This is a genomic window from Jannaschia sp. 2305UL9-9 (genome assembly GCF_041403465.1).
GTDB lineage: Bacteria > Pseudomonadota > Alphaproteobacteria > Rhodobacterales > Rhodobacteraceae > Jannaschia.
In genome coordinates this window covers 134,108-152,279 of sequence record NZ_JBGEHM010000003.1, presented here as the reverse complement: position 1 = coordinate 152,279, position 18,172 = coordinate 134,108, and the positions used below count along the sequence as shown (strand labels likewise).

Annotated in this window: 18 protein-coding genes and 3 pseudogenes; 13 read left to right on the top strand and 8 right to left on the bottom strand. The window is 60.5% G+C overall.

What is annotated here, in order from left to right:
* Window positions 1-11: 11 nt before the first annotated feature.
* The 4 genes and pseudogenes from V6N07_RS14110 to V6N07_RS14095 all read left to right on the top strand — a co-directional run bounded on the left by V6N07_RS14110 (window position 12) and on the right by V6N07_RS14095 (window position 5,792).
* On the top strand, window positions 12-1,037 hold the full coding sequence (locus V6N07_RS14110; protein WP_371156970.1) for a TAXI family TRAP transporter solute-binding subunit: 1,026 nt from the start codon (window positions 12-14) through the stop codon (window positions 1,035-1,037).
* 75 nt (window positions 1,038-1,112) lie between these two features.
* Window positions 1,113-2,741 carry an alkaline phosphatase family protein gene (locus tag V6N07_RS14105; protein WP_371156969.1) on the top strand — a complete coding sequence of 543 codons (1,629 nt, stop codon included), beginning with the start codon at window positions 1,113-1,115 and terminating at the stop codon, window positions 2,739-2,741.
* A 45-nt stretch (window positions 2,742-2,786) separates the two neighbouring features.
* Complete coding sequence (locus V6N07_RS14100; RefSeq protein ID WP_371156968.1) at window positions 2,787-4,550, top strand: SulP family inorganic anion transporter; 1,764 nt, start codon at window positions 2,787-2,789, stop codon at window positions 4,548-4,550.
* Between the two features lie 96 nt (window positions 4,551-4,646).
* Window positions 4,647-5,792 (top strand): annotated as a pseudogene (locus V6N07_RS14095) (kynureninase).
* Window positions 5,793-6,067: 275 nt separating this feature from the next.
* On the opposite strand, the pseudogene V6N07_RS14090 reads toward V6N07_RS14095, so the two are convergent.
* Window positions 6,068-6,700 (bottom strand): annotated as a pseudogene (locus tag V6N07_RS14090) (tyrosine-type recombinase/integrase).
* 493 nt (window positions 6,701-7,193) lie between these two features.
* Between V6N07_RS14090 and V6N07_RS14085 the strand changes: the two are divergent.
* Both V6N07_RS14085 and V6N07_RS14080 read left to right on the top strand, forming a co-directional pair.
* A complete protein-coding gene (locus tag V6N07_RS14085; RefSeq protein ID WP_371156967.1) occupies window positions 7,194-7,544 on the top strand; it encodes a hypothetical protein in 351 nt (116 codons plus the stop codon).
* Entirely contained in the window at window positions 7,541-8,134 is a 594-nt protein-coding gene (locus V6N07_RS14080) for a hypothetical protein (RefSeq protein WP_371156966.1), read from the top strand. The genes V6N07_RS14085 and V6N07_RS14080 overlap by 4 nt, the downstream gene beginning before the upstream one ends.
* A 107-nt stretch (window positions 8,135-8,241) precedes the next feature.
* On the opposite strand, the gene V6N07_RS14075 is transcribed toward V6N07_RS14080, so the two are convergent.
* From V6N07_RS14075 to V6N07_RS14045, 7 genes are all read right to left on the bottom strand, one after another.
* A complete protein-coding gene (locus V6N07_RS14075) occupies window positions 8,242-8,886 on the bottom strand; it encodes a hypothetical protein (RefSeq protein WP_371156965.1) in 645 nt (214 codons plus the stop codon).
* On the bottom strand, window positions 8,883-9,590 hold the full coding sequence (locus V6N07_RS14070) for a hypothetical protein (protein WP_371156964.1): 708 nt from the start codon (window positions 9,588-9,590) through the stop codon (window positions 8,883-8,885). The genes V6N07_RS14075 and V6N07_RS14070 overlap by 4 nt, the downstream gene beginning before the upstream one ends.
* 92 nt (window positions 9,591-9,682) lie before the next feature.
* Window positions 9,683-10,216 (bottom strand): hypothetical protein, encoded by a 534-nt coding sequence (locus V6N07_RS14065; protein WP_371156963.1) that lies wholly within the window; start codon window positions 10,214-10,216, stop codon window positions 9,683-9,685.
* Window positions 10,217-10,259: 43 nt separating this feature from the next.
* A complete protein-coding gene (locus V6N07_RS14060) occupies window positions 10,260-10,919 on the bottom strand; it encodes a PEBP family protein (RefSeq protein WP_371156962.1) in 660 nt (219 codons plus the stop codon).
* Between the two features lie 7 nt (window positions 10,920-10,926).
* Complete coding sequence (locus V6N07_RS14055) at window positions 10,927-11,427, bottom strand: DUF1566 domain-containing protein (RefSeq protein ID WP_371156961.1); 501 nt, start codon at window positions 11,425-11,427, stop codon at window positions 10,927-10,929.
* Window positions 11,424-12,167: a DUF1566 domain-containing protein gene (locus tag V6N07_RS14050; RefSeq protein WP_371156960.1), complete on the bottom strand. Its 744-nt coding sequence runs from the start codon at window positions 12,165-12,167 to the stop codon at window positions 11,424-11,426. The genes V6N07_RS14055 and V6N07_RS14050 overlap by 4 nt, the downstream gene beginning before the upstream one ends.
* 47 nt (window positions 12,168-12,214) lie before the next feature.
* Window positions 12,215-13,543, bottom strand: coding sequence for a ferric reductase-like transmembrane domain-containing protein (locus V6N07_RS14045; RefSeq protein WP_371156959.1), 1,329 nt, complete (start codon window positions 13,541-13,543; stop codon window positions 12,215-12,217).
* 200 nt (window positions 13,544-13,743) lie between these two features.
* Between V6N07_RS14045 and V6N07_RS14040 the strand changes: the two genes are divergently transcribed.
* From V6N07_RS14040 to V6N07_RS14010, 7 genes and pseudogenes are all read left to right on the top strand, one after another.
* Window positions 13,744-14,196, top strand: a complete 453-nt coding sequence (locus tag V6N07_RS14040) for a hypothetical protein (RefSeq protein ID WP_371156958.1) — start codon at window positions 13,744-13,746, stop codon at window positions 14,194-14,196.
* Window positions 14,160-15,149 (top strand): ATP-binding protein, encoded by a 990-nt coding sequence (locus V6N07_RS14035; protein WP_371156957.1) that lies wholly within the window; start codon window positions 14,160-14,162, stop codon window positions 15,147-15,149. The genes V6N07_RS14040 and V6N07_RS14035 overlap by 37 nt, the downstream gene beginning before the upstream one ends.
* On the top strand, window positions 15,146-15,826 hold the full coding sequence (locus tag V6N07_RS14030) for a response regulator (protein ID WP_371156956.1): 681 nt from the start codon (window positions 15,146-15,148) through the stop codon (window positions 15,824-15,826). The genes V6N07_RS14035 and V6N07_RS14030 overlap by 4 nt, the downstream gene beginning before the upstream one ends.
* Before the next feature lie 268 nt (window positions 15,827-16,094).
* A complete protein-coding gene (locus V6N07_RS14025; RefSeq protein WP_371156955.1) occupies window positions 16,095-16,472 on the top strand; it encodes a hypothetical protein in 378 nt (125 codons plus the stop codon).
* A complete protein-coding gene (locus V6N07_RS14020) occupies window positions 16,473-16,946 on the top strand; it encodes a hypothetical protein (RefSeq protein WP_371156954.1) in 474 nt (157 codons plus the stop codon).
* Window positions 16,947-16,986: 40 nt separating this feature from the next.
* Entirely contained in the window at window positions 16,987-17,232 is a 246-nt protein-coding gene (locus tag V6N07_RS14015) for a hypothetical protein (RefSeq protein WP_371156953.1), read from the top strand.
* A gap of 187 nt (window positions 17,233-17,419) precedes the next feature.
* Window positions 17,420-18,112 (top strand): annotated as a pseudogene (locus tag V6N07_RS14010) (IS3 family transposase); the annotation flags it as partial.
* Window positions 18,113-18,172 lie beyond the last annotated feature (60 nt).

The following is an 18,172-nucleotide window of genomic DNA, read 5'->3' as shown; positions in this document are numbered from 1 at the left end:
AGGAAACCACCATGACAACCCTAACCCGCCGTTCGCTTTTGGGAACCGCCGCAAGTGCCGCCGCCATCGCGGCTCTGCCACGCGCGGCCTTCGCCAAGCAACTGCTGCGCATGTCCACGCTTGGGCCGGGCACCAGCCCCAACCTTGTGATGACGACATTCGCCAACATCGTAAACGGTGCCTTGCCCGACTACGAGATCCAGTTGAACGCAACCGGGGCCGCCACGCGTCACGTTCTCGAAGTGGCCATGGGCCGCAGCGATTTCTGCATGTCGTCCCCTATCATCCACGCGCTGATGCGCCGCCAGGCGGCAATGTACGAAAAGATCGAACAGGCGCCTGAACTGGTCAAGAACCTGCGGACGGTTCTGAACTTCCCGATGGGCGTCTATCACATCGCCGTCTACGGAGATTCCGGCATCACATCCATGGACCAGATCGCCGGCAAACGCGTCTTCCTAGGCCCTCCGGGCGGCGCGGCCTTCACCACCATGGCGCGCCTGTTCAAAGCGGTTGCCGATCTTGAAGAAGGCACCGATTATGAGGCCGTCACCCTCGGTTGGGACGCGGCCACTGCAGCCTTCCAGGACGGCAACATCGACGTCTATTGCAATCCGACCAACGCGCCCAGCCCGGCGTTGACCCAGATCGCCGTGACCAACGAGATCCGCTTCCTGGGCATTCCCGCAGACAAGCTTGAGACCGAGGGCGTACAGGCGCTTGTTGGACGCCCGGGCTTCAGCGCCGCAACCCTGCCTGCAGGCATCTATGGTGACAACCAGCTGAACGAAGGCGATGTCACAACCCTTGGTGTGACCGTTGGGATCGTGACCAATCAAAACGCCGATGAAGACATGATCTATGAGATGACAAAGGCCTTCTATACCGGTGTCGCGGAGTCTGGTGATACATCGCCCTGGTTGCGTGCGATCACGCCCGAAGGTGCCGTTCAGGACATCAACCTCGCCCTGCACCCAGGCGCCCTGCGCGCCCTCACAGAGCTTGGTGTCGATATCCCCGAGGCCGCCAGAGGCTGATAAAACAGGCCGGGGCTGTTGCAAGCCCCGGCTTCTTTGCCAATCCCACTTGATTAACTGATCCCGGATCCTTCCATGGCCAAGAACGTCCTCTTCATCATGTGTGATCAACTGCGGTGGGATTATCTTTCCTGCGCCGGACATCCGGGCCTCGACACACCCCATATCGATGCTTTGGCCAAGCGCGGCGTCCGGTTCGATCGTGCTTATGTCCAATCGCCCATCTGCGGTCCGTCGCGGATGTCCTTTTACACCGGGCGCTATGTCAGTTCGCATGGATCGACATGGAACAGCATCCCCTTGAAAGTGGGCGAAATGACATTGGGGGATCATTTGCGCCCCCTTGGCGTGCGCACCGTGCTCTGTGGCAAGACCCATATGGCCGCCGATGCCGAAGGGATGAGGCGCCTCGGCCTTGCGCCCGACAGCACCATCGGGGCGCTTGTGTCGGAGTGCGGGTTTGAACCCTATGAGCGCGATGACGGGCTGCACCCGAGCACGGCCTACGGCAAGCGCAACAAGAATTATGATGCCTACATGAAGGACCGCGGCTGGGAGGATGAAAACCCATGGGATACCGTAGCCAACAGTGGCGAGGATGAGGACGGCAATATCCTCAGCGGCTGGTTTTTGGACAATTCCGACCTGAAGGCCCGCGTTGCCAACGAGGAAAGCGAAACCCCCTACATCACCCGCCGCGCAATGGAATTCATCGACGAGGCCGGAGATACACCCTGGTGCCTGCATCTGAGTTTCATCAAGCCCCATTGGCCCTACATCGTGCCTGCGCCCTATCACGATATGTACCCGCCCGAGACGCACGCCCGGGTGCTGCGCAGCGAAGTCGAACAGGACAATCCGCATCCGGTTTTCGAGGCCTTCATGCAGGAGCGCGTCTCCAAGGCCTTCACCAACGAAACCACACGCGCCAAGGTCATCGGCGCCTATATGGGCCTGATAAAGCAGATCGACGACCAGATGGGTGTGCTGATGGCGTATCTGGAGGCCAAGGGTTTGACGGACGAGACGATGATCGTCTTCACCTCGGACCATGGCGATTATCTGGGCGATCATTGGCTGGGTGAAAAGGAGCTGTTCCACGATCCATCGGCCCGTATCCCGCTCATCGTCGTGGACCCCAGCCCCAAGGCGGATGTCACGCGCGGCACGGTGTCGGATGCGCTGGTTGAGGCGATTGATCTGACGCCGACCTTCCTCGATTATTTCGGCGGCGCGGAGGTTCCCCACATTATCGAGGGCAAATCCCTCTTGCCGCTGCTGCATGGCAAACAAGAGGCCGTGCGGGATTTCGTCGTATCCGAATACGACTACTCTTTCCGCCAGGTGCGCCGCCGTCTTGGGGTCAGTGTGGCCGATGCCAAGCTGACGATGCTGTTTGACGGGCGCTGGAAGTATGTTTTTGCCGAAGGCTTCCGTCCGATGCTGTTCGATCTGGAAACCGACCCGGAGGAGTTCCGGGATTTGGGCGGCGATCCCGACTATGCAACCGAATGTGACCGCTTGCAGGCCCTGTTCTTCCAATGGACCCGCCGCATCAGCCAGCGCACCACCATGTCCGATGCCGAGATCGAGCGGCGCGGGCAGGACCTGAATGAGGCCAAGGCAGGGATCATCATCGGTTTCCCAACGGAAGCTGATCTCCAAGCAGCGCTGAAAGAGGACGCAAAGTGCTCGCAAGGCTGACTTTGTTCCCCCGCAAGGGCCTGAGGCGCAGGCTCGGAGATCACAATGCAACTCAGGCTCAAAGCATTGGCATCATCGCTCAATCCGGTGCGTCCATGGTTCGCCCGGGTCAATAGCGAGACGCTCAAGGCGGATGCGATAGCGGGCCTGACCGGAGCGGCGATCGTTTTGCCCCAGGGTGTGGCCTTTGCGATCATCGCAGGCCTACCACCTGAATTTGGGCTGTTCACCGCTGTCGTCGTCGCCCTGATTGCCGGGATATGGGGCTCGTCCATGGTCATGGTCTCCGGCCCGACCACCGCCATCTCGGCCGTCCTCTTCGTCTCCATGTCGCAATTCGCGACACCGGGGTCGGAAGACTACATCGCAATGATATTCACGCTGACGCTGATGGTGGGTGTGATCCAGATCATCGCAGGCGTATTCAAGCTTGGCGGTTTGATTTCGTTCATATCGCATTCGGTCCTGATCGGGTTCACCGCAGCAGCTGCATTCCTCATTGCCGCCAGCCAGCTTGGTGGCGCGCTTGGCCTCGAAGCGGGCGTGGGCGGAGGCGTTCTGGACAGATTGATCCATGTGGCAGGGCATATCGACCGGGTGAATGTGACCGCCGTCATCATCGCAAGCGTCACGATCCTCACGCTCGTTGTCTTGTCCCGCATCAGCAAGAAGATACCGTCCTACATCATCGCTCTGGCTGTTGGCTCGGGTGTGGCGTGGTTCCTCCAGGCACCCGCGCAAGGCGTTGCCATGTTCGACCCCCTTTCCTCGATCGTCCCGGCGATTGGCGCACCTGATTTGTCGCCGGGCCTGATGGTCGAACTCTTGCCCATCGCCGCAACCGTAGCTTTTGTCGGCTTGTTGGAGGCCATTTCCATCGGACGCGCCTTCGCCCTGCGCCGCGATGAGCCTTATGATTCAAGTCAGGAGATGGTCGGGCAAGGGCTCTCCAATGCCGTAGGGTCATTCTTCCAGTGTTATGCCGGGTCCGGGTCTTTCACGCGGTCCGGACTCAACGTGGATGCAGGCGCCCAGACGCCCATGTCCACCGTCTTCGCAGCAGGATTTTTGGTGGTCTTGTTGTTCGTGCTGGCCCCTTACTTGGAGCATGTTCCGGTTCCGGCGATGGCGGGCGTGATCCTGTTTGTGTCCTACAGGCTCATAAACTTAGGTGAAGTCCGCCATGTCCTGAACTCCAATAAAAAAGAGACGGCTATCCTCGCGGCTACGTTTTTCACCGGCATCCTCACCGAGCTTGATCTTGCCATTGTCGTGGGTGTGATCACGTCGCTTTGTGTTTTTCTGTATGACAGCGCACACCCCGTCGTAGCCGTCGGCGCGCCGACCAACATCAACGGACGGCGGGTTTTCAAGAACGCCGCCACCTATGGTCTGCCCGAATGCCCGCAAATTTCTGTCATCCGGGTCGATGGGCCGTTGTTTTTCGCCTCGGTCGAGAACGTGGAGTACCAGTTCAGAGGAGCTGAAGCTGCAAGCCCGATGCCCAAGACCAAACTCATGGGGTTGAAAGGGCTGTGGAAGATCGACCTGTCCGGTGCGAGCCTCTTGCTCAAGGAAATCCGGCGCGCGCGCAAATCCGGGGCCGATTTCAGAATCTTCACCACGAACGCCCCAGCGATGCTGATCTTGAAGCGGCTGCATGTTTTCGATGAACTGGGCCCTGAGAACCTGCACAACAACAAAGGCGAGGCGATCGCAGCCGCGGTAGAAGCCGCCGACGACAAGATTTGCGCGGACTGCAAGCTGCGGGTGTTCTTGGAGTGCGCCCAGAAACCGGGAGCGCAATGACGTGTCATAGCAATGCCATGCGCCAAAGTTTTCCGGAAAGGATGAGACATGACCGATTGCGAATGAGCACGGGCACAGTTCGATCTGCCCGAGGGAATGATGTACCTGAACGGCAATTCCCTGGGGCCCATGCCGCGCGCGTCGGTGCCTGCGATGACCAGCTTTCTTAATGACGAATGGCGGACGGAGTTGATCAAGGGCTGGAATACCAAAAACTGGTTCATGCAGACCAACACGCTGGGCGACCGTGTCGGGCGGCTGATCGGCGCGGCGGAGGGTACGACGGTGGTGGGCGACACGCTGTCGATCAAGGTGTTTCAGGCGGTTGCCGCAGGCATGGCGATGGTGCCGGAGCGCCGCGTGATTTTGTCGGACAGCGGCAATTTCCCGACCGATCTTTACATGGTCTAAGGGCTGATGAAGCTGAAGGATGCCGGTTACGAGCTGCGCGCGCCCGATCCCGAGGAGGTGCTGGACAGCATCACCGAGGAGGTCGGCGTGGTGATGATCACCGAGGTGGACTACCGCACGGGCCGTCGCCACGATATGAAGGCCATCATTGAAAGGCGCATGCCGTAGGGGCTGTCGTGGTCTGGGATTTGGCGCATTCAGTGGGCGCGGTGCCGGTCGATGTGGGCGGACTTGATACCGATTTCGCCATCGGCTGCACGACAAGTATCTCAACGGTGGCCCTGCGCCCCGGCCTTCATCTACGTCGCACTCCGCCTGCTGGAGACGGTCGAACCGTTCCTGTCGGGTTGGTAAGGCCACGAAGCACCTTTTGCATTCGACACCGATTATCGCCCGATGCCGGGCAAGATCGAGCGTATGCGCATCGGCACACCAGCGATCGCGTCCTTCGCGCTTATGTCCGTCGCTTTGGATATTTGGGACAAGATCGACATGGGCGAGGTTTATGCCAAGTCCATCGAATTGTCCGAGTTGTTCATTCGCGCAGTGGAGGCCCGATGCCCCGGCCTGAAGTTGGTCAGCCCGCGCGATCCGGCCGAGCGCGGCAGCCACGTGTCCTTTGCTTTTGAGCATGGCTATGCAGCAAAGCAGGCGCTGATCGCCGAAAACGTGATTGGTGACTTCCGTGCCCCGAATGTCATGCGGTTTGGGATCACACCGCTGTTTCTCAGTGAGGCTGAGATCATCGGCGCGACAGACGTACTTGCTGCGATCCATAAGGAAGAGCGGTGGATGGAGCAAAAATTCCAAAAGCGATCGCTTGTTACCTAAAGAGGATCCTTAGCATAAAATCTGGCTATCCGATTGGGCAATCAAACTGAATGCCATGAACCTGCTCGGAACCTGGCCCCACTCGCGGTGACAGACACCAAAGCGGTCATCGGCGCAACTGCGGCTAAAGTCTGGTAGGTCCGCGGTCCGGACCTTGGTGAACCGCGTTGACCGCGCATGCGCAGCGAATGGCAGCTATGCGGGCCGCTAATGCAGAAATCGGGACGCTCGTTGGAGGGCAGCCTTGGGCCGCCCGGGAAGGCGACCCGAAGTTGCTAGATTTCGATGCCTTCAGCTATGGCCAGGGCATCCTTGAGTTCGACGCCAAGGTACCGGACTGTGCTGTCCATCTTGGTGTGTCCGAGGAGGAGTTGTACGGTACGAAGGTTTCCGGTCTTCTTGTAGATCTGGGTGACCTTGGTTCGGCGCATCGAATGGGTGCCGTAAACACTCGCCTCGAGACCGATCGGCGTAACCCAGTCGCGGACAATACTTGCGTACTGCCGCGTCGAGATATGCAGGCGATCATGGAACCAACCCGGCCATAAGTACTCAGAGCCGACCATCAATTCGTCTTCCATCCATTTCTCGACTGAGGCTCGAGTGCCTTCAGAAATCTCGAAGCGTACCGGTTTTTGTGTTTTGCTCTGCAAGACCGATGCCCGTTCCTTGATCTGACCGGACGCCATGACGTCGACGACTTTCATCTTCACAAGGTCATAGCCGTGAAGCTAACTGTCGATGGCCATGTTGAACAACGCCAGGTCACGATGGTTCTCGGCCAATTCAAGTCGTACCCGAATGGCCCAGACATGCTTTGGTTTCAGCGGTCTTTTCTGGCCTACGATGCGGCCTTTGTTCCATGCGGGGCGAAGTGCACGAAGGGCTGGTAGGTTTGGTGTGTCCATGACAAATCCTCCGATCCGCCATGCCCTCCCACTACGTCAACCCGACGTTGACCAAGACAGCATATCACAGGATGCTGCGTAGCTTCAGATGGCCGCTCTGAGCCCAAAAGGACCAACGCTGCAACATGCACCAAGGTCTCAACACGCTGCGAAGCGGCCATCCGAAGGCGCGCATCGCGTCAATCCAGTGACGGATGGTAGATAATTAGCATTGATTTCAATTGTTTGAGAGAGTTTGTGTGCCACGTATGTTCGAGTTACATTCCCGTTATCGAGGAAAACTTCGCGGTCTCTTTTGGTTTGCGGCGTTCTGGGTATTGTTGGCAACGGCGGCGGGCCTTGCGTCGGGGGCAGCCCGCCCCCGTCTTGGAAGACATTCTGCCGGTCTTTTCCCAGGGCAACATGGCCCTGGAGGGTCCGTCATCTGACTTGAGAAAACGATAAAGAATGCATCGAACTTGCCTCACTCCCATTCGGGTGATTGGGCCGTGACATGAAGGAAGGGGGCAAACCGTATTCATTGGGCCGCACCCTTGTTTTGGGTCTGGGTACGGCAGTGGTGTTTGCACTGCTGCCCCTGTTTTTCTTCTACATGCAGGCACAGAACGCCAATCACCGGCTTGTGGGCGAGGTCGTCGCCGTGGGCAGCGACAGCCTCGACATCCGTAACGCTCGCGGGACGATCACGGAATTGATTTTTCAGCCGGACGCCGAGCTTCGGGGCATTGCCGACATAGCAAGGCTTGAGATTGGCCAGCATGTCATGACACGTGGCAGCTTCGCGGAGGATGGAACCTTCGTCGCCGACCGTCTGAGGGTCATTCGCGGGCCGGAGCATCCATGACGGCCGCCAAGCCCGTGCCGTCAGGCCGCCGGGTGGCAATCCTCAGGGCTGCCACAGTTGTCGCGCTCTACCTCGCGCTATCGATGATGCTGGCCAGCGTCCCTGTCGAAGACCTGATCGACATTGTCGGCAGCGACAACGCCTACATACTGATGTTCGCTTTGGGCACAATCGGGGGCTTCACGACCTTCACCGGGATCCCCTACCATTTCGTGTTGATGAGCCTTGCTGCCGGCGGGCTGAATCCTGTCTGGCTGGGGGTTTCGACCGCCATCGGCGTGATGATGGGTGACAGCACGATGTTCCTGATCGGGAAGCAGGTCAAAGGCAGCCTGCCACCGCGCGTCCTGGCCATCATCGACCGGCTGTCGATGTATCTGCTTCACCATCCACGCCTCGTGACGCCAGCGCTTGTGGCCTACGGGACCGTGTCGCCCTTTTCGAACGACTTTGTCGTCGCTTCGCTCAGCATCGGCGGCTACGGCTACTGGCGCACTGTCGTGCCACTGACCATTGGCAATGTCCTCTACAACATCGCGCTGGCCTATCTCGGTCTCTATGCCTACGATGCAATCATCGGCTGGTTCTGAGGTTTGATCCGACGTCTTGCGCGGGCCAGGCCGATGGGGCAACCATGAAATGCAAGGAGCTGGCTCACGCGATCAGGCGCTTTTGTCCTGCTGTTCCAAGGTGATCGCTACGGCGACAAGATCAGACCCGTTTCCTGCTCCGAGTGCTGCCAGAGCTTTTCCATCACCGGCTTTTCGTAGGCATGGGGTTGAAGGCTGCCTTTCCCGACGGGGCCAACGACCTCCATCCGCCCCGTTGGCCCGTAAAGGGCGCGCTCTTCCAGACCATCCTCGGTCGCGCACATGACCTCAGGGTAAGAGCCCTGTTCGGCGGTTTGGACCATCGGCGTCTTGGTCATGGGCCAGAAAACGAACCGCATCAAGCGGCTGCCGCTTGTGGTGATCAGAGAGGTCGCCGATGATCCGGGATGGCAGACAAGGACCGCGACACTCTTCCCTGCTTTCTTGATACGGTCCTGTAACCCGCAAGCGAACATCATCTGCGCCAGCTTGCTTTGGCTGTAAGCGGAATTGGGGGAGTAATCGTTGTCCCAGTTCAAGTCGTCGAACTTGATCGTGCGCAGCCCCATCCTGTAGCCGAGACTGGCCACAACGACGATCCGGCCTTTCGACGCCTCGATGCGGTCGAAGAGCATACCGCACAACACAAAGTGGCCGTAGTGGTTGGTGCCGAGCTGACTTTCGAACCCGTCCACAGTCAGCACTCGGGTGGGCACCTGCGCGATGGCGGCGTTGCAGATGAGCGCAGTCATATTGGCAACGACAGCATGAAGTGCGTGAAAATGTTGTCCCCGATGTAGAAGCCCCAATGCAGCCCGTAGGACAGGGTCGCGCCGTTGCGCGTGGCGAGGAGCAGTGTTGGAACCACCGCGCCGAAACAGGTCGCGGCTATCGTGAAGCGGGCAACGTAGAAATCCGTGGCGCCGTTGAATATCAGCGACAGGTGGAACAGTCCGAAAAGGGCGGCCGTCAGCATACCAACCTGCAGGGTCTTCCACCCAAAAGAGTGAAACAATAGGACGAGCGTCAGGATGAGGGCCTGCTGGAACAGGGTCTCGAAGGATTTCGCCACGTAGTACATCGCATCGGCGAACATGAACTCCGGTGGGTTGCGGGGCGCGAGCGACAGGTCGATGTCCGGCAGGATGGGAAGGATCCCGAGCGTGAAGACAGCGATCATGGCCAGAACCGCGAGGACCGGCAGGACCCCGTGGGCCGGCAGTTGCCAGTCCCGAAGGCGGTGCCGGAATAGCAGCAGCGCCAGCACGGTGAAGCCAGGATAATAGGCCGAGTAAATCAGCGGCGCGTCGCGGTAGCCGTTCTCGAGGCCCAATTGGTCCCTGATCTCGTAGTAACCGACCGACGACACCGACCAGAGCGCGGCGACAAGCGCAATGTCGAAGATCGCGCGCCTGAGGGACGGGGTGCCGAAGAAAAAATCCGCTGTGTGGATCAAGGCTGATCCCTATTGCTAGGTCGAGGTGCAAGAAAGGTACTTGCGAACTGGGCCGATGACATAGCTGACCCACCCGCGCGCCGGATCGAAGATTACTCGGAGGCTTTGCGTCCGCTCCAAAGCTGGTAGGCCAAGAGGGCGTTGTCACATGTTGACAACGAAAGGGCCTTGATCTGGTTCGTATCGCTGCGTCCGGTGCGGGTGTCTTCGCCAAGCGTCACGCACAGGCCCGGTGCTGAGGCGGGCGTGATAATGCCCTCGCCGGAGAAGACGAAGCTTTGCGCCTCCGATCCGTCGCATGCGGCAAGCTCCAGCGCCGCGCCTTCCTCGACCGCGGCGGCCTGCATGCAGACTTCGAAACTGGGCATGTAGAAAACGCCGTCCGCGAATTGCTCGGATGCGAAGCCCTGATCCACGAAGATCTGCCCGGACGGGGAGTAGCAGGTATGCCCCTGCAGACCGTTGGCCGGATCGGCCTGCGCCCCCTGACCACCCGAGATATCGAGGCAGTAGCCGTTCTGGATGTTGTCGAGCAGGTCGAGCGCGTAGACCTCGACCGTTTCGGCATGGGCGGCGGAGATCATGAGCAGGCCACAGGCCGCAGAGGAAATGAATGTGTTTGCCACTGGGTAGTCCTTTCGTCTTGTTGGGTGAGGAATTGAGAGAGGATCATTCGACCGTCAGGCGGCAGAGCACCGTGTTGCTTTGTTCCAGATCCGGCCCCCAGATCAGGTTTGCCGCGTGGTCCCAGGCGATCTCGTCATAGCCGAACTTGGGATCGACCTCAGCGGCGGTGTAGACGGAGGCCTGCGGCCAGTCGGAGGCATCGAAACCGGCGGTGTCCCAGCCCTCGGGTTCGGCGAGGATTTCGTAGGCGCAGGCTCCTTCGCCCGCCACCGGGTTCGCTTCGTCCTCACAGGCGGTGTCGAGCGGGGCAGTGTGGATTGTCAGGCATTGCCAGGTGTCGTCGGTTACCGCGACTGTCTCTCCGGTGGCGTCCCTGATCTGGAGGATCACCCCGCCATCGCCCACCTGCTGTCGGCGCGTGCCGATGTATTCCAGCCCGGTGTCGTTCTCGATGAAGTCGCGCGCGACGAGCCCGAGGACAAAGGGGCGGTCCGCCTGAAACTCGAAGCTCTCGGCGTTGAAGGACCGCTCGGTGGTGATCGGAACGCTGTCTTCGGCGACCTGCACGCCGTTCACGCGCAGCGCGAACCAGTTGTCGGCCCAAACGTCGGCAGAGAAAGTCTCTGCCGACAGGCTGGCCGGAACCAAGGCAAAAATTGCGAGGGTGTAGATCGCTCGCGCAATCGAATGCTCGTGTCCCATGGTCCGTTCACTCCGCATCGCGCACGAGGCGGACGTAGTTCAGCACCCGGATCGCATCGCCCTGGGGGCCGTTACCCTCGGGATAGTCCGCCGCTTCGCCGATCTTGGGGTCAGAACGCTGCGCTCCCGCGCCATGCACGTCCGTCCAGCCGTTCATGTAACCCATGGCGCGGCCGAAGCTGACATAGGCGGCAAAGGCACCGGGCCGATCGGTGAAATTCGCGTGCGTGGTGGAACTCCAGTGGAACGGGAAATCGCGCTCGCCTGCCTCGTTGGTGATTTCGCTGATCTCGAAAATGGGATCGAGCGCGGCGGACCCAGTGGTGTCAGGCGAGCGGGTGTAGTCGACCAGGCCCTGCAGTTCGATCACATTGGGCACGCGCCAATCTTCATAGCCAAGGTAGCCTTCCGCGTTCATCTCTTCGGCCCAGGCCAACGCATCTTCCCAGCTGATCGCCTCGCCGTTATCGGCCTGCGCCCACATCAACCCGCTGGCGACATCAGTCACGGTGCGGTCGCCGTTGTCGGCAAGGTCCCGCACCCCGTAGCCCTGGGGTCCGCGGACATACATGACGTAGACTCTTTGGGCTCTCCGCGCAGGATCAGGCCGTAGCCCTTGATCCGCCCGTCGGCGAAGTTCACGCCGAAGAGCGTCTCGTCCTGCCCATGCATGGTGTTCCAGACGTAACGCGTGCTCGACGCCATCTGCCCGTCGATCAGGCGCTCGCCAGCCTCGGTGTCGCCATAGCCGAAGTCGAAAACCGTCGTGTCGATGAATGGCTGAATGGCTGAAGTATCGTCACCTTCCAGACCGCTCGGGTCGATGCCGTTGAAATTCATCAGCGAATACGTCTCGGTAATGGTTGGCAGCCGCCAGTCGTCATAGCCGCCGATGGTCAACGTCTCGGCCTCGGCCAAAGCCTCATCGAGCGTCCGCTTGTCGTCAATGCCAATCACACCATCGCCGGTCAGGTCGGGCGTCTGGATCCACATCAGGCCGGTGACGTTGTCGGTCACGGTGCCGTCGCCATTGTCGGTGTAGCTTTGCTGCGGGCTCTGGTGTTGGGCGTCCTGCCCGTAAAAGGCCTCACCGGGTTCGGGGCAATCGATCTCCTGCGTGGCATCGTAGCAGGCGCTCTGCATCGTGTCGGGGATCGGGAAAGGGGCGGCGGCCAGAGACGCGCCTGTGGCGATGGCATAGGTCGGCAAGGCAAGGGAGATCGTGCGAAAGATGGATTTAGGTTTCATGGTTAGTCTCCTTGGGCATTGCGCCGTTAGCGCATATTGAAGAGTTCCTAGTGAAACGCGCCACGCGGCATCCCATGCGCGGCAAGGTCGCGGCGCAACGCCTCGCCGAACGCGGCCGGGCCGCAGAACCAGACGCTTGCGTTGTCCCAATCCGGCACGGCGGCGCGCAGCCTGTCGCCTGTGAGAAACCCGTCCTGATCATCGACGAGAATGTGCAGGGTCACACCGGCAGCTTCAGCATCGGCGGTCATTTTCGCGCGCGCCGCAGGCGCCAGATGCGTCGCGGTATGGAACAGGTCTATCTGTTGTGCCTCGGTCTGCCGCGCCAACTGCTTCATCCGAACGATGAAGGGGGTGATGCCGATGCCGCCCCCGATCCAAATCTGGCGCGGCTTGGCGTCGTCGAAGGTGAACCCGCCATAAGGCCCTTCGACGGTGGCCTTGGCGCCTGGCTTCACATGCTCGGGCAGAAAATCGGTATAGTCGCCCAAGCCCTTGGTAATGAACATGATGCGGGGATCGGTGGCATCCCAGGCCGAAGCGATGGTGAAGGGATGTGCGCCCTTGGACTTGTCGAAGGTCACGAAGGCGAACTGCCCGCTCCTATGGCCTTTCCACTCATCATCCAGCCGGATGGTCGTCTCCAGCACGTTCATGTCCTCAAAAAGGTGTTGATCTTCGACGATGCCTTCGACCTTGCGGCGCTTGCCGACCTGCCGGGTCAGGACAATCGCGGCGGAAACCGTGCCCGCCAGCAGCAAAAGCCCCGTGACGATGCCAATCGGCTGCGCCCAGACATCGAACTCCATCAACACGACGGAGTGGAACACAAGGACGAGGTAGGCGACGGCGATCAACAGGTGCGTCTTGGCGAACAGCCGGTAGGGAAAGCGTTTGATCAGCGCCAGAGCGATCAGCAGAACAGCGACGTAGAACGCTTTCTCACCCAGCCCCTCTGCGGTTCCTCGAAGTCCGTTCAGGAAGGACTCGATCGTCGCGACATCGGTGGACACTGCACCTACGGGGCGTGCGCCACGCTCGGGGGCAGACATAAGTCCAAAGGACACCGCCAATGTCGGCCCGTTCACTGCGACCCAGTGGAAGACCAAAGCCACCAGCCCCGCAATGCCCAGCCACTTGTGCAGACGGTAGGACTTATCGAGCCCGCCCAGCCAAGGCTCCAGCCCGACGGGCCGCACGGCGAGGATCATCGCCACGCTCATCGCGCCCATCCCGATCACACCGGAATACTGCATGAGCAGATTGCGGGTGGTGAGAATACTGAAGGTCTCGGGCAGCGGCAGATTGGCGAGCAGCCAGAGAAAGCTCAGGCCGGCCATCAGGCCCCAGAGGGAGATACGGATGTTTCTCAGCATGGGTGCGGTCCCTACAGAAGCGATCTGACATCTACTGTGACGCACGAATATGCAGCGAATGGCGAGACGGAGGATGAATTCGCTCGAACATCAAAACGGGGTTTTCACAAGCAGCATCATGGGCTTATGGTGAGTGCGATGGGTGCGGTGGCGCAGCGGCTTCTGCATTCTCTCTGCACAAACCCGCGCCATGAAGGGGGATGGACCGCCTGCGCATGTCACTGACCACCAAGATCTTCCTCGCCATCGCGGCCACCGCGGTGCTGGTCATCGGCACCATGGCCCTGCTGGTGGCGCTGTCGATGCGCGACGGGTTCTCGCAGTACTTACTGCGGGGCGAGCTGATCCGCTTCAACACGCTGGTGCGCGAACTGGCGCTGGCGCATGATCTCGAGGCGCCGGGTTGGCCCGAGTTGGCGGATGATCCGCGGGCCTGGAATGATTTCATGCGCACTCATTTCACGCCGCCGGGCAACCCGGACCAGGAAAGAATCAACGCTGACCCCCTGATGATCGGCGACAGGCTGGCGCTGCTTGCCGCCTCCGGCACACGCATCGCTGGTGCACCTGAACGGACCGCGATCTACGAACAGCGCCCGATCTGCGCCGATCGCAGATGCGAGACAGGCGACCCTCTTGGCTACATCGCCTGAACGCGCCAGTTTTTTCCGACAGCACCAGTGATGCCTTCTTCATTCGCGGCCAATACGCGTCGCTCACGTTCTCGGCGCTGATCGCGCTCATGGTCTCGGCCGCCGCAGCATTCCTTATCGCCCGCCAGATCCTGATCCCGATCAAACGGCTGGAAGCGGGCGCCAAGACGCTGGCCTCTGGCGATTACAGCCTGCGGATCCACAAGGACCGGACCGACGAACTGGGCGAGCTGATCGCCCACTACAACGTGCTGGCCGAAACGCTGGCCCGGACGTCGCAGGCCGAGCGGGGGTGGATTTCCAACACCTCGCACGAGTTGCAGACACCGCTTGCCGTCTTGAGGGCACAGATCGAGGCCCTGCAGGACGGTGTGCGTCAGCCGAACGCAGAGACGCTGGCCGAGATGCACGCGGCGCAAATGCGGCTGTCGCGCCTGGTACAGGACCTCAAGATCCTGACCTATTCGCGCGAGCCAGAACTCGTGGCCGATATGGGCCGCGAGGATCTGGTCGAGATCGCACGCGAAGCCGTTGAAACCGCCCGTCCGACGCTGGAGGCCGCAGGGATCGAGATCGAGTGCGTGTTTCCGGAAACTCTTCCATTGGGCTGTGACAGGTTGCGGATCGGGCAGGTCATCGACAACCTCTTGCAGAACGCTGCACGCTATACCGATGCGCCCGGCAAGGTGCGACTGGCGATCCAGCGCAAAGATGGATTTGCGCAGGTTTCTATCGACGACACGCCACCCACCGCGCCGAACGACGTGCTGCCGCGACTGTTCGACCGGTTTTACAGGGCTGAAGGGTCGCGATCCCGCGCGCTCGGCGGTTCGGGCCTCGGTCTTTCCGTCTGCAAGGCCATCGTGGAGGCGCAAGGCGGCATCATCACCGCCGCCGCCTCGGATATGGGCGGATTGAACGTGACACTGACCCTGCCGGAAAGGCGGCCATGACCGCGCCCCGTATCCTTATCGTCGAAGACGAACCCGCGCTTGCCGGGGTCGTGCGCGACTACCTCTTGGCGGCCGGGATGGTGGTGGACCTGTTGTCGACGGGCACCCATGCGGTCCAAACGGCGCTGGCCAAGCCCCATGACCTCGTCATCCTGGACCTGATGCTGCCCGGCGTGGACGGCCTCACGATCTGCCGTGAGTTGCGCCAAAAGTCCGACGTTCCCATCATCATGACGACCGCGAAGGTCGAGGAAATCGACCGCCTTCTCGGGCTCGAGATGGGGGCGGACGACTACGTCTGCAAACCATACTCCCCGCGCGAGCTGGTGGCGCGTGTGCGCGCCGTTCTGCGACGGCGGCCTTTGGTCGGCCATGCGCCGGAAGATGATCCGGAAGCGCGTCTCCTTATCGACGCGGAGGGCTGGCGCGCGACGGTTGACGGCGCCGACCTCGATCTGACGCGCCGCGAGTTTTCGCTCCTGTCGGCACTGGCCGCGCGCCCCGGTCGGGTGTTTTCCCGCGACCAACTACTGTCGCTGGCGTTCCCGGACAATACCGAGGTGTTCGACCGGACCATCGACAGCCACATCCGCAACATACGACGCAAGATCCATGTAAAGGCGGACTGGGACCCGATCCGGTCCGTCTATGGTGTCGGATACGCCTACGAGGGTTGACCCCCGGTTCGCAGACTGACGAAACGCAGGCGCGGGCAGAGGCTCTCCTTCATTTTTCCTGCACAGTCGCTTCATCCTTGATCCCCGATGATGAGCGATCCTTCTGACACAGGTCAGGATGATGACCTAAGAGGAGATCTGAAATGCGCGTAACACACCTTAGTTTCGCAACCTTCGTCCTCGCGGTCCTTGAAACCCTTGCCGTCGACTTTGACACCGCGCGATCTACTGACTGCCGCGCTTTGCCCCCAATTCGCAGGAGCTGAATATGCCCCGCAAATTCTTTCTGATCACTCTGGCCGCCTCGACCGCGATGCTGGCCGTGCAGGCCACTGCGCAGGACTATACCCCTGCCGAAAACTACTACGACCTCAGCGACATGCCACAGACCGGCATGTACCCGCAGGGCGGATCGAAGCCGGGCGCGGGCAATGCCTCCGGGCCACCGCCGAAAGGCGACGTGCAACCGCAGGAGGTTCGGGTTGGCCCCGCAACGTTCAGCGTCAACTACCCGATCTTCGATGATTTCGCCTCGTTGCCGGATGACGTTGTCTATGTCCGCCAACCGATCCAGAGCTTCGAGCGCCGCGAAGGCGGCACGCACTACTATGAGGTCGTTCTGGTCGAGAGCACGAACGTCAGCTAGGTGCAGGCCGCCATCCTTGCGACAAGCGAAGGCGGCTATCTTGCCTCGCTGACGTCGCCGGAAGAAAACGCCTTTGTCTTCAGCCTGGTCTATGACGATGCGTATTTCTGGCAGTTCCCCGACGACTACACGCCCGACAGCCACTACCGCATCAAGATCGGCCCGTTCCTGGGTGGTGTACGCGTCTCCGACACCGTGAAGTCTCTAAACGGGTGGCAATGGCTCTCGGGCGAGCCCTGGGACTACACCAACTGGGCTCAGAACCTCGACGACGGCGTCACCGACCGCGATCCGCGAGACAACACCCAGCCCAATGGTGCCGGGCGCCAGAACGTCATGGGCTTGGGCGAGTTGAACGTGCCCGTGCCTGCCTGGGGCGACTATTGGGACACCGTCGCCCAATATAGCGAACGCGCGATGCCGACCGGGTACAACAGGGGCTTCGTCATCGAATACGACGAATTGCCCGAATAAGGCCCCGTGTTGAAAGAGCGCATAAATCAAGAAGGCCTCCATGATGAAAGCGCCCCTCGCCTACATCGAAGAGCTCCGCGACCACCACGACCCGATGTTGCGTGCGGCCAACACGCACGAGCTGCGTCTGGCATGGGAGACGCGCAACATGATCCTGTCGGCCGAGATGAAACTGCGCGCGTCGCTGTTCCGGACCGAAAGCCGGTGCAGCCACTTCCGGCTCGATTACCCCCGAGGTGGACGACGAAAACTGGCGCGCCTGGATCAACATCCACCGCGCCGATGACGGCACCATGGAACTGACCAAGCAACCCTTCGGCACGTGGCCTGAGCAGGGCTGAGCGCGCATTGCGGCGATAGCCATCACATACTCTCGTTCCACCAAGCCAAGCACTGAAACAAGGAGAAACACGAATGCAGATCTTTTCAAGACTGGCCACTGCCCTGACACTTGCCTTGCCCGGCGCCGCCTTACGCTGGTCATGATGAAAGAGATTGACCGGGTCTTCACCAAATATCCGTTCTTCGGCAGTCGTCAGATCGCTGCCTATCCAAGAAGAGAGGGCACAGCAGTCGGGCGTCATCGCGTCAGGCGATTGATGGCGAAGATGGGCTTGGAGGCAATCTACAAACGCCCTCGAACCAGCCAACCGCACCCGCAGCACCCGGTCTATCCGTATCTGCTTCGAGGCATGCAGATCGACCGCCCCAATCGGGTCTGGTGCGCTGATATCACGTTCGTGCCGGTCAAGAACGGCTTCCTGTACCTGGTCGCGATCATGGATTGGGCTGCGCGCAAGGTGCTGAGTTGGAGACTGAGCAACACGATGCACGCAGACTTTTGCAGAGACGCATTGAATGAAGCCATTGCCAAACACGGTACACCGGAGATCATGAATACGGACCAAGGATCGCAGTTCACGGGATCGGCCTGGATCACAACGCTGACCGAGGCTGGCGTGCGCATCTCAATGGATGGACGCGGACGCTATCTGGACACCATCTTCATCGAGCGATTGTGGCGATCCCTGAAGCAGGAAGCGATCTATCTCGAAGAGATCAATGACGGCTTACAGGCCCGGCGTGTCATCAAGAACTGGATGGCATTCTACAACGCAGAGCGGCCCCATTCCGCGCTTGATCGGCAAACGCCTGACGACGCATATTGGGCGGGCCTGGAAGAGCAGAAAGCAGCATGAAACCTAAACCCGATACACTTTAGAAAC

What these genes read in the sequence shown, in the direction of transcription:
- V6N07_RS14075 (WP_371156965.1), bottom strand. Translation starts at nt 8,886, where the DNA reads ATGACTGCGCTCATCTGCAACGCCGCCATCGCGCAGGTGCCCACCCGA.
- V6N07_RS14085 (WP_371156967.1), top strand. Translation starts at nt 7,194, where the DNA reads ATGAAGGAAGGGGGCAAACCGTATTCATTGGGCCGCACCCTTGTTTTG.
- V6N07_RS14025 (WP_371156955.1), top strand. Translation starts at nt 16,095, where the DNA reads ATGCCCCGCAAATTCTTTCTGATCACTCTGGCCGCCTCGACCGCGATG.
- V6N07_RS14110 (WP_371156970.1), top strand. Translation starts at nt 12, where the DNA reads ATGACAACCCTAACCCGCCGTTCGCTTTTGGGAACCGCCGCAAGTGCC.
- V6N07_RS14035 (WP_371156957.1), top strand. Translation starts at nt 14,160, where the DNA reads ATGCGAGACAGGCGACCCTCTTGGCTACATCGCCTGAACGCGCCAGTT.
- V6N07_RS14105 (WP_371156969.1), top strand. Translation starts at nt 1,113, where the DNA reads ATGGCCAAGAACGTCCTCTTCATCATGTGTGATCAACTGCGGTGGGAT.
- V6N07_RS14100 (WP_371156968.1), top strand. Translation starts at nt 2,787, where the DNA reads ATGCAACTCAGGCTCAAAGCATTGGCATCATCGCTCAATCCGGTGCGT.
- V6N07_RS14060 (WP_371156962.1), bottom strand. Translation starts at nt 10,919, where the DNA reads ATGGGACACGAGCATTCGATTGCGCGAGCGATCTACACCCTCGCAATT.
- V6N07_RS14015 (WP_371156953.1), top strand. Translation starts at nt 16,987, where the DNA reads ATGATGAAAGCGCCCCTCGCCTACATCGAAGAGCTCCGCGACCACCAC.
- V6N07_RS14045 (WP_371156959.1), bottom strand. Translation starts at nt 13,543, where the DNA reads ATGCTGAGAAACATCCGTATCTCCCTCTGGGGCCTGATGGCCGGCCTG.
- V6N07_RS14050 (WP_371156960.1), bottom strand. Translation starts at nt 12,167, where the DNA reads ATGAAACCTAAATCCATCTTTCGCACGATCTCCCTTGCCTTGCCGACC.
- V6N07_RS14080 (WP_371156966.1), top strand. Translation starts at nt 7,541, where the DNA reads ATGACGGCCGCCAAGCCCGTGCCGTCAGGCCGCCGGGTGGCAATCCTC.
- V6N07_RS14030 (WP_371156956.1), top strand. Translation starts at nt 15,146, where the DNA reads ATGACCGCGCCCCGTATCCTTATCGTCGAAGACGAACCCGCGCTTGCC.
- V6N07_RS14040 (WP_371156958.1), top strand. Translation starts at nt 13,744, where the DNA reads ATGGACCGCCTGCGCATGTCACTGACCACCAAGATCTTCCTCGCCATC.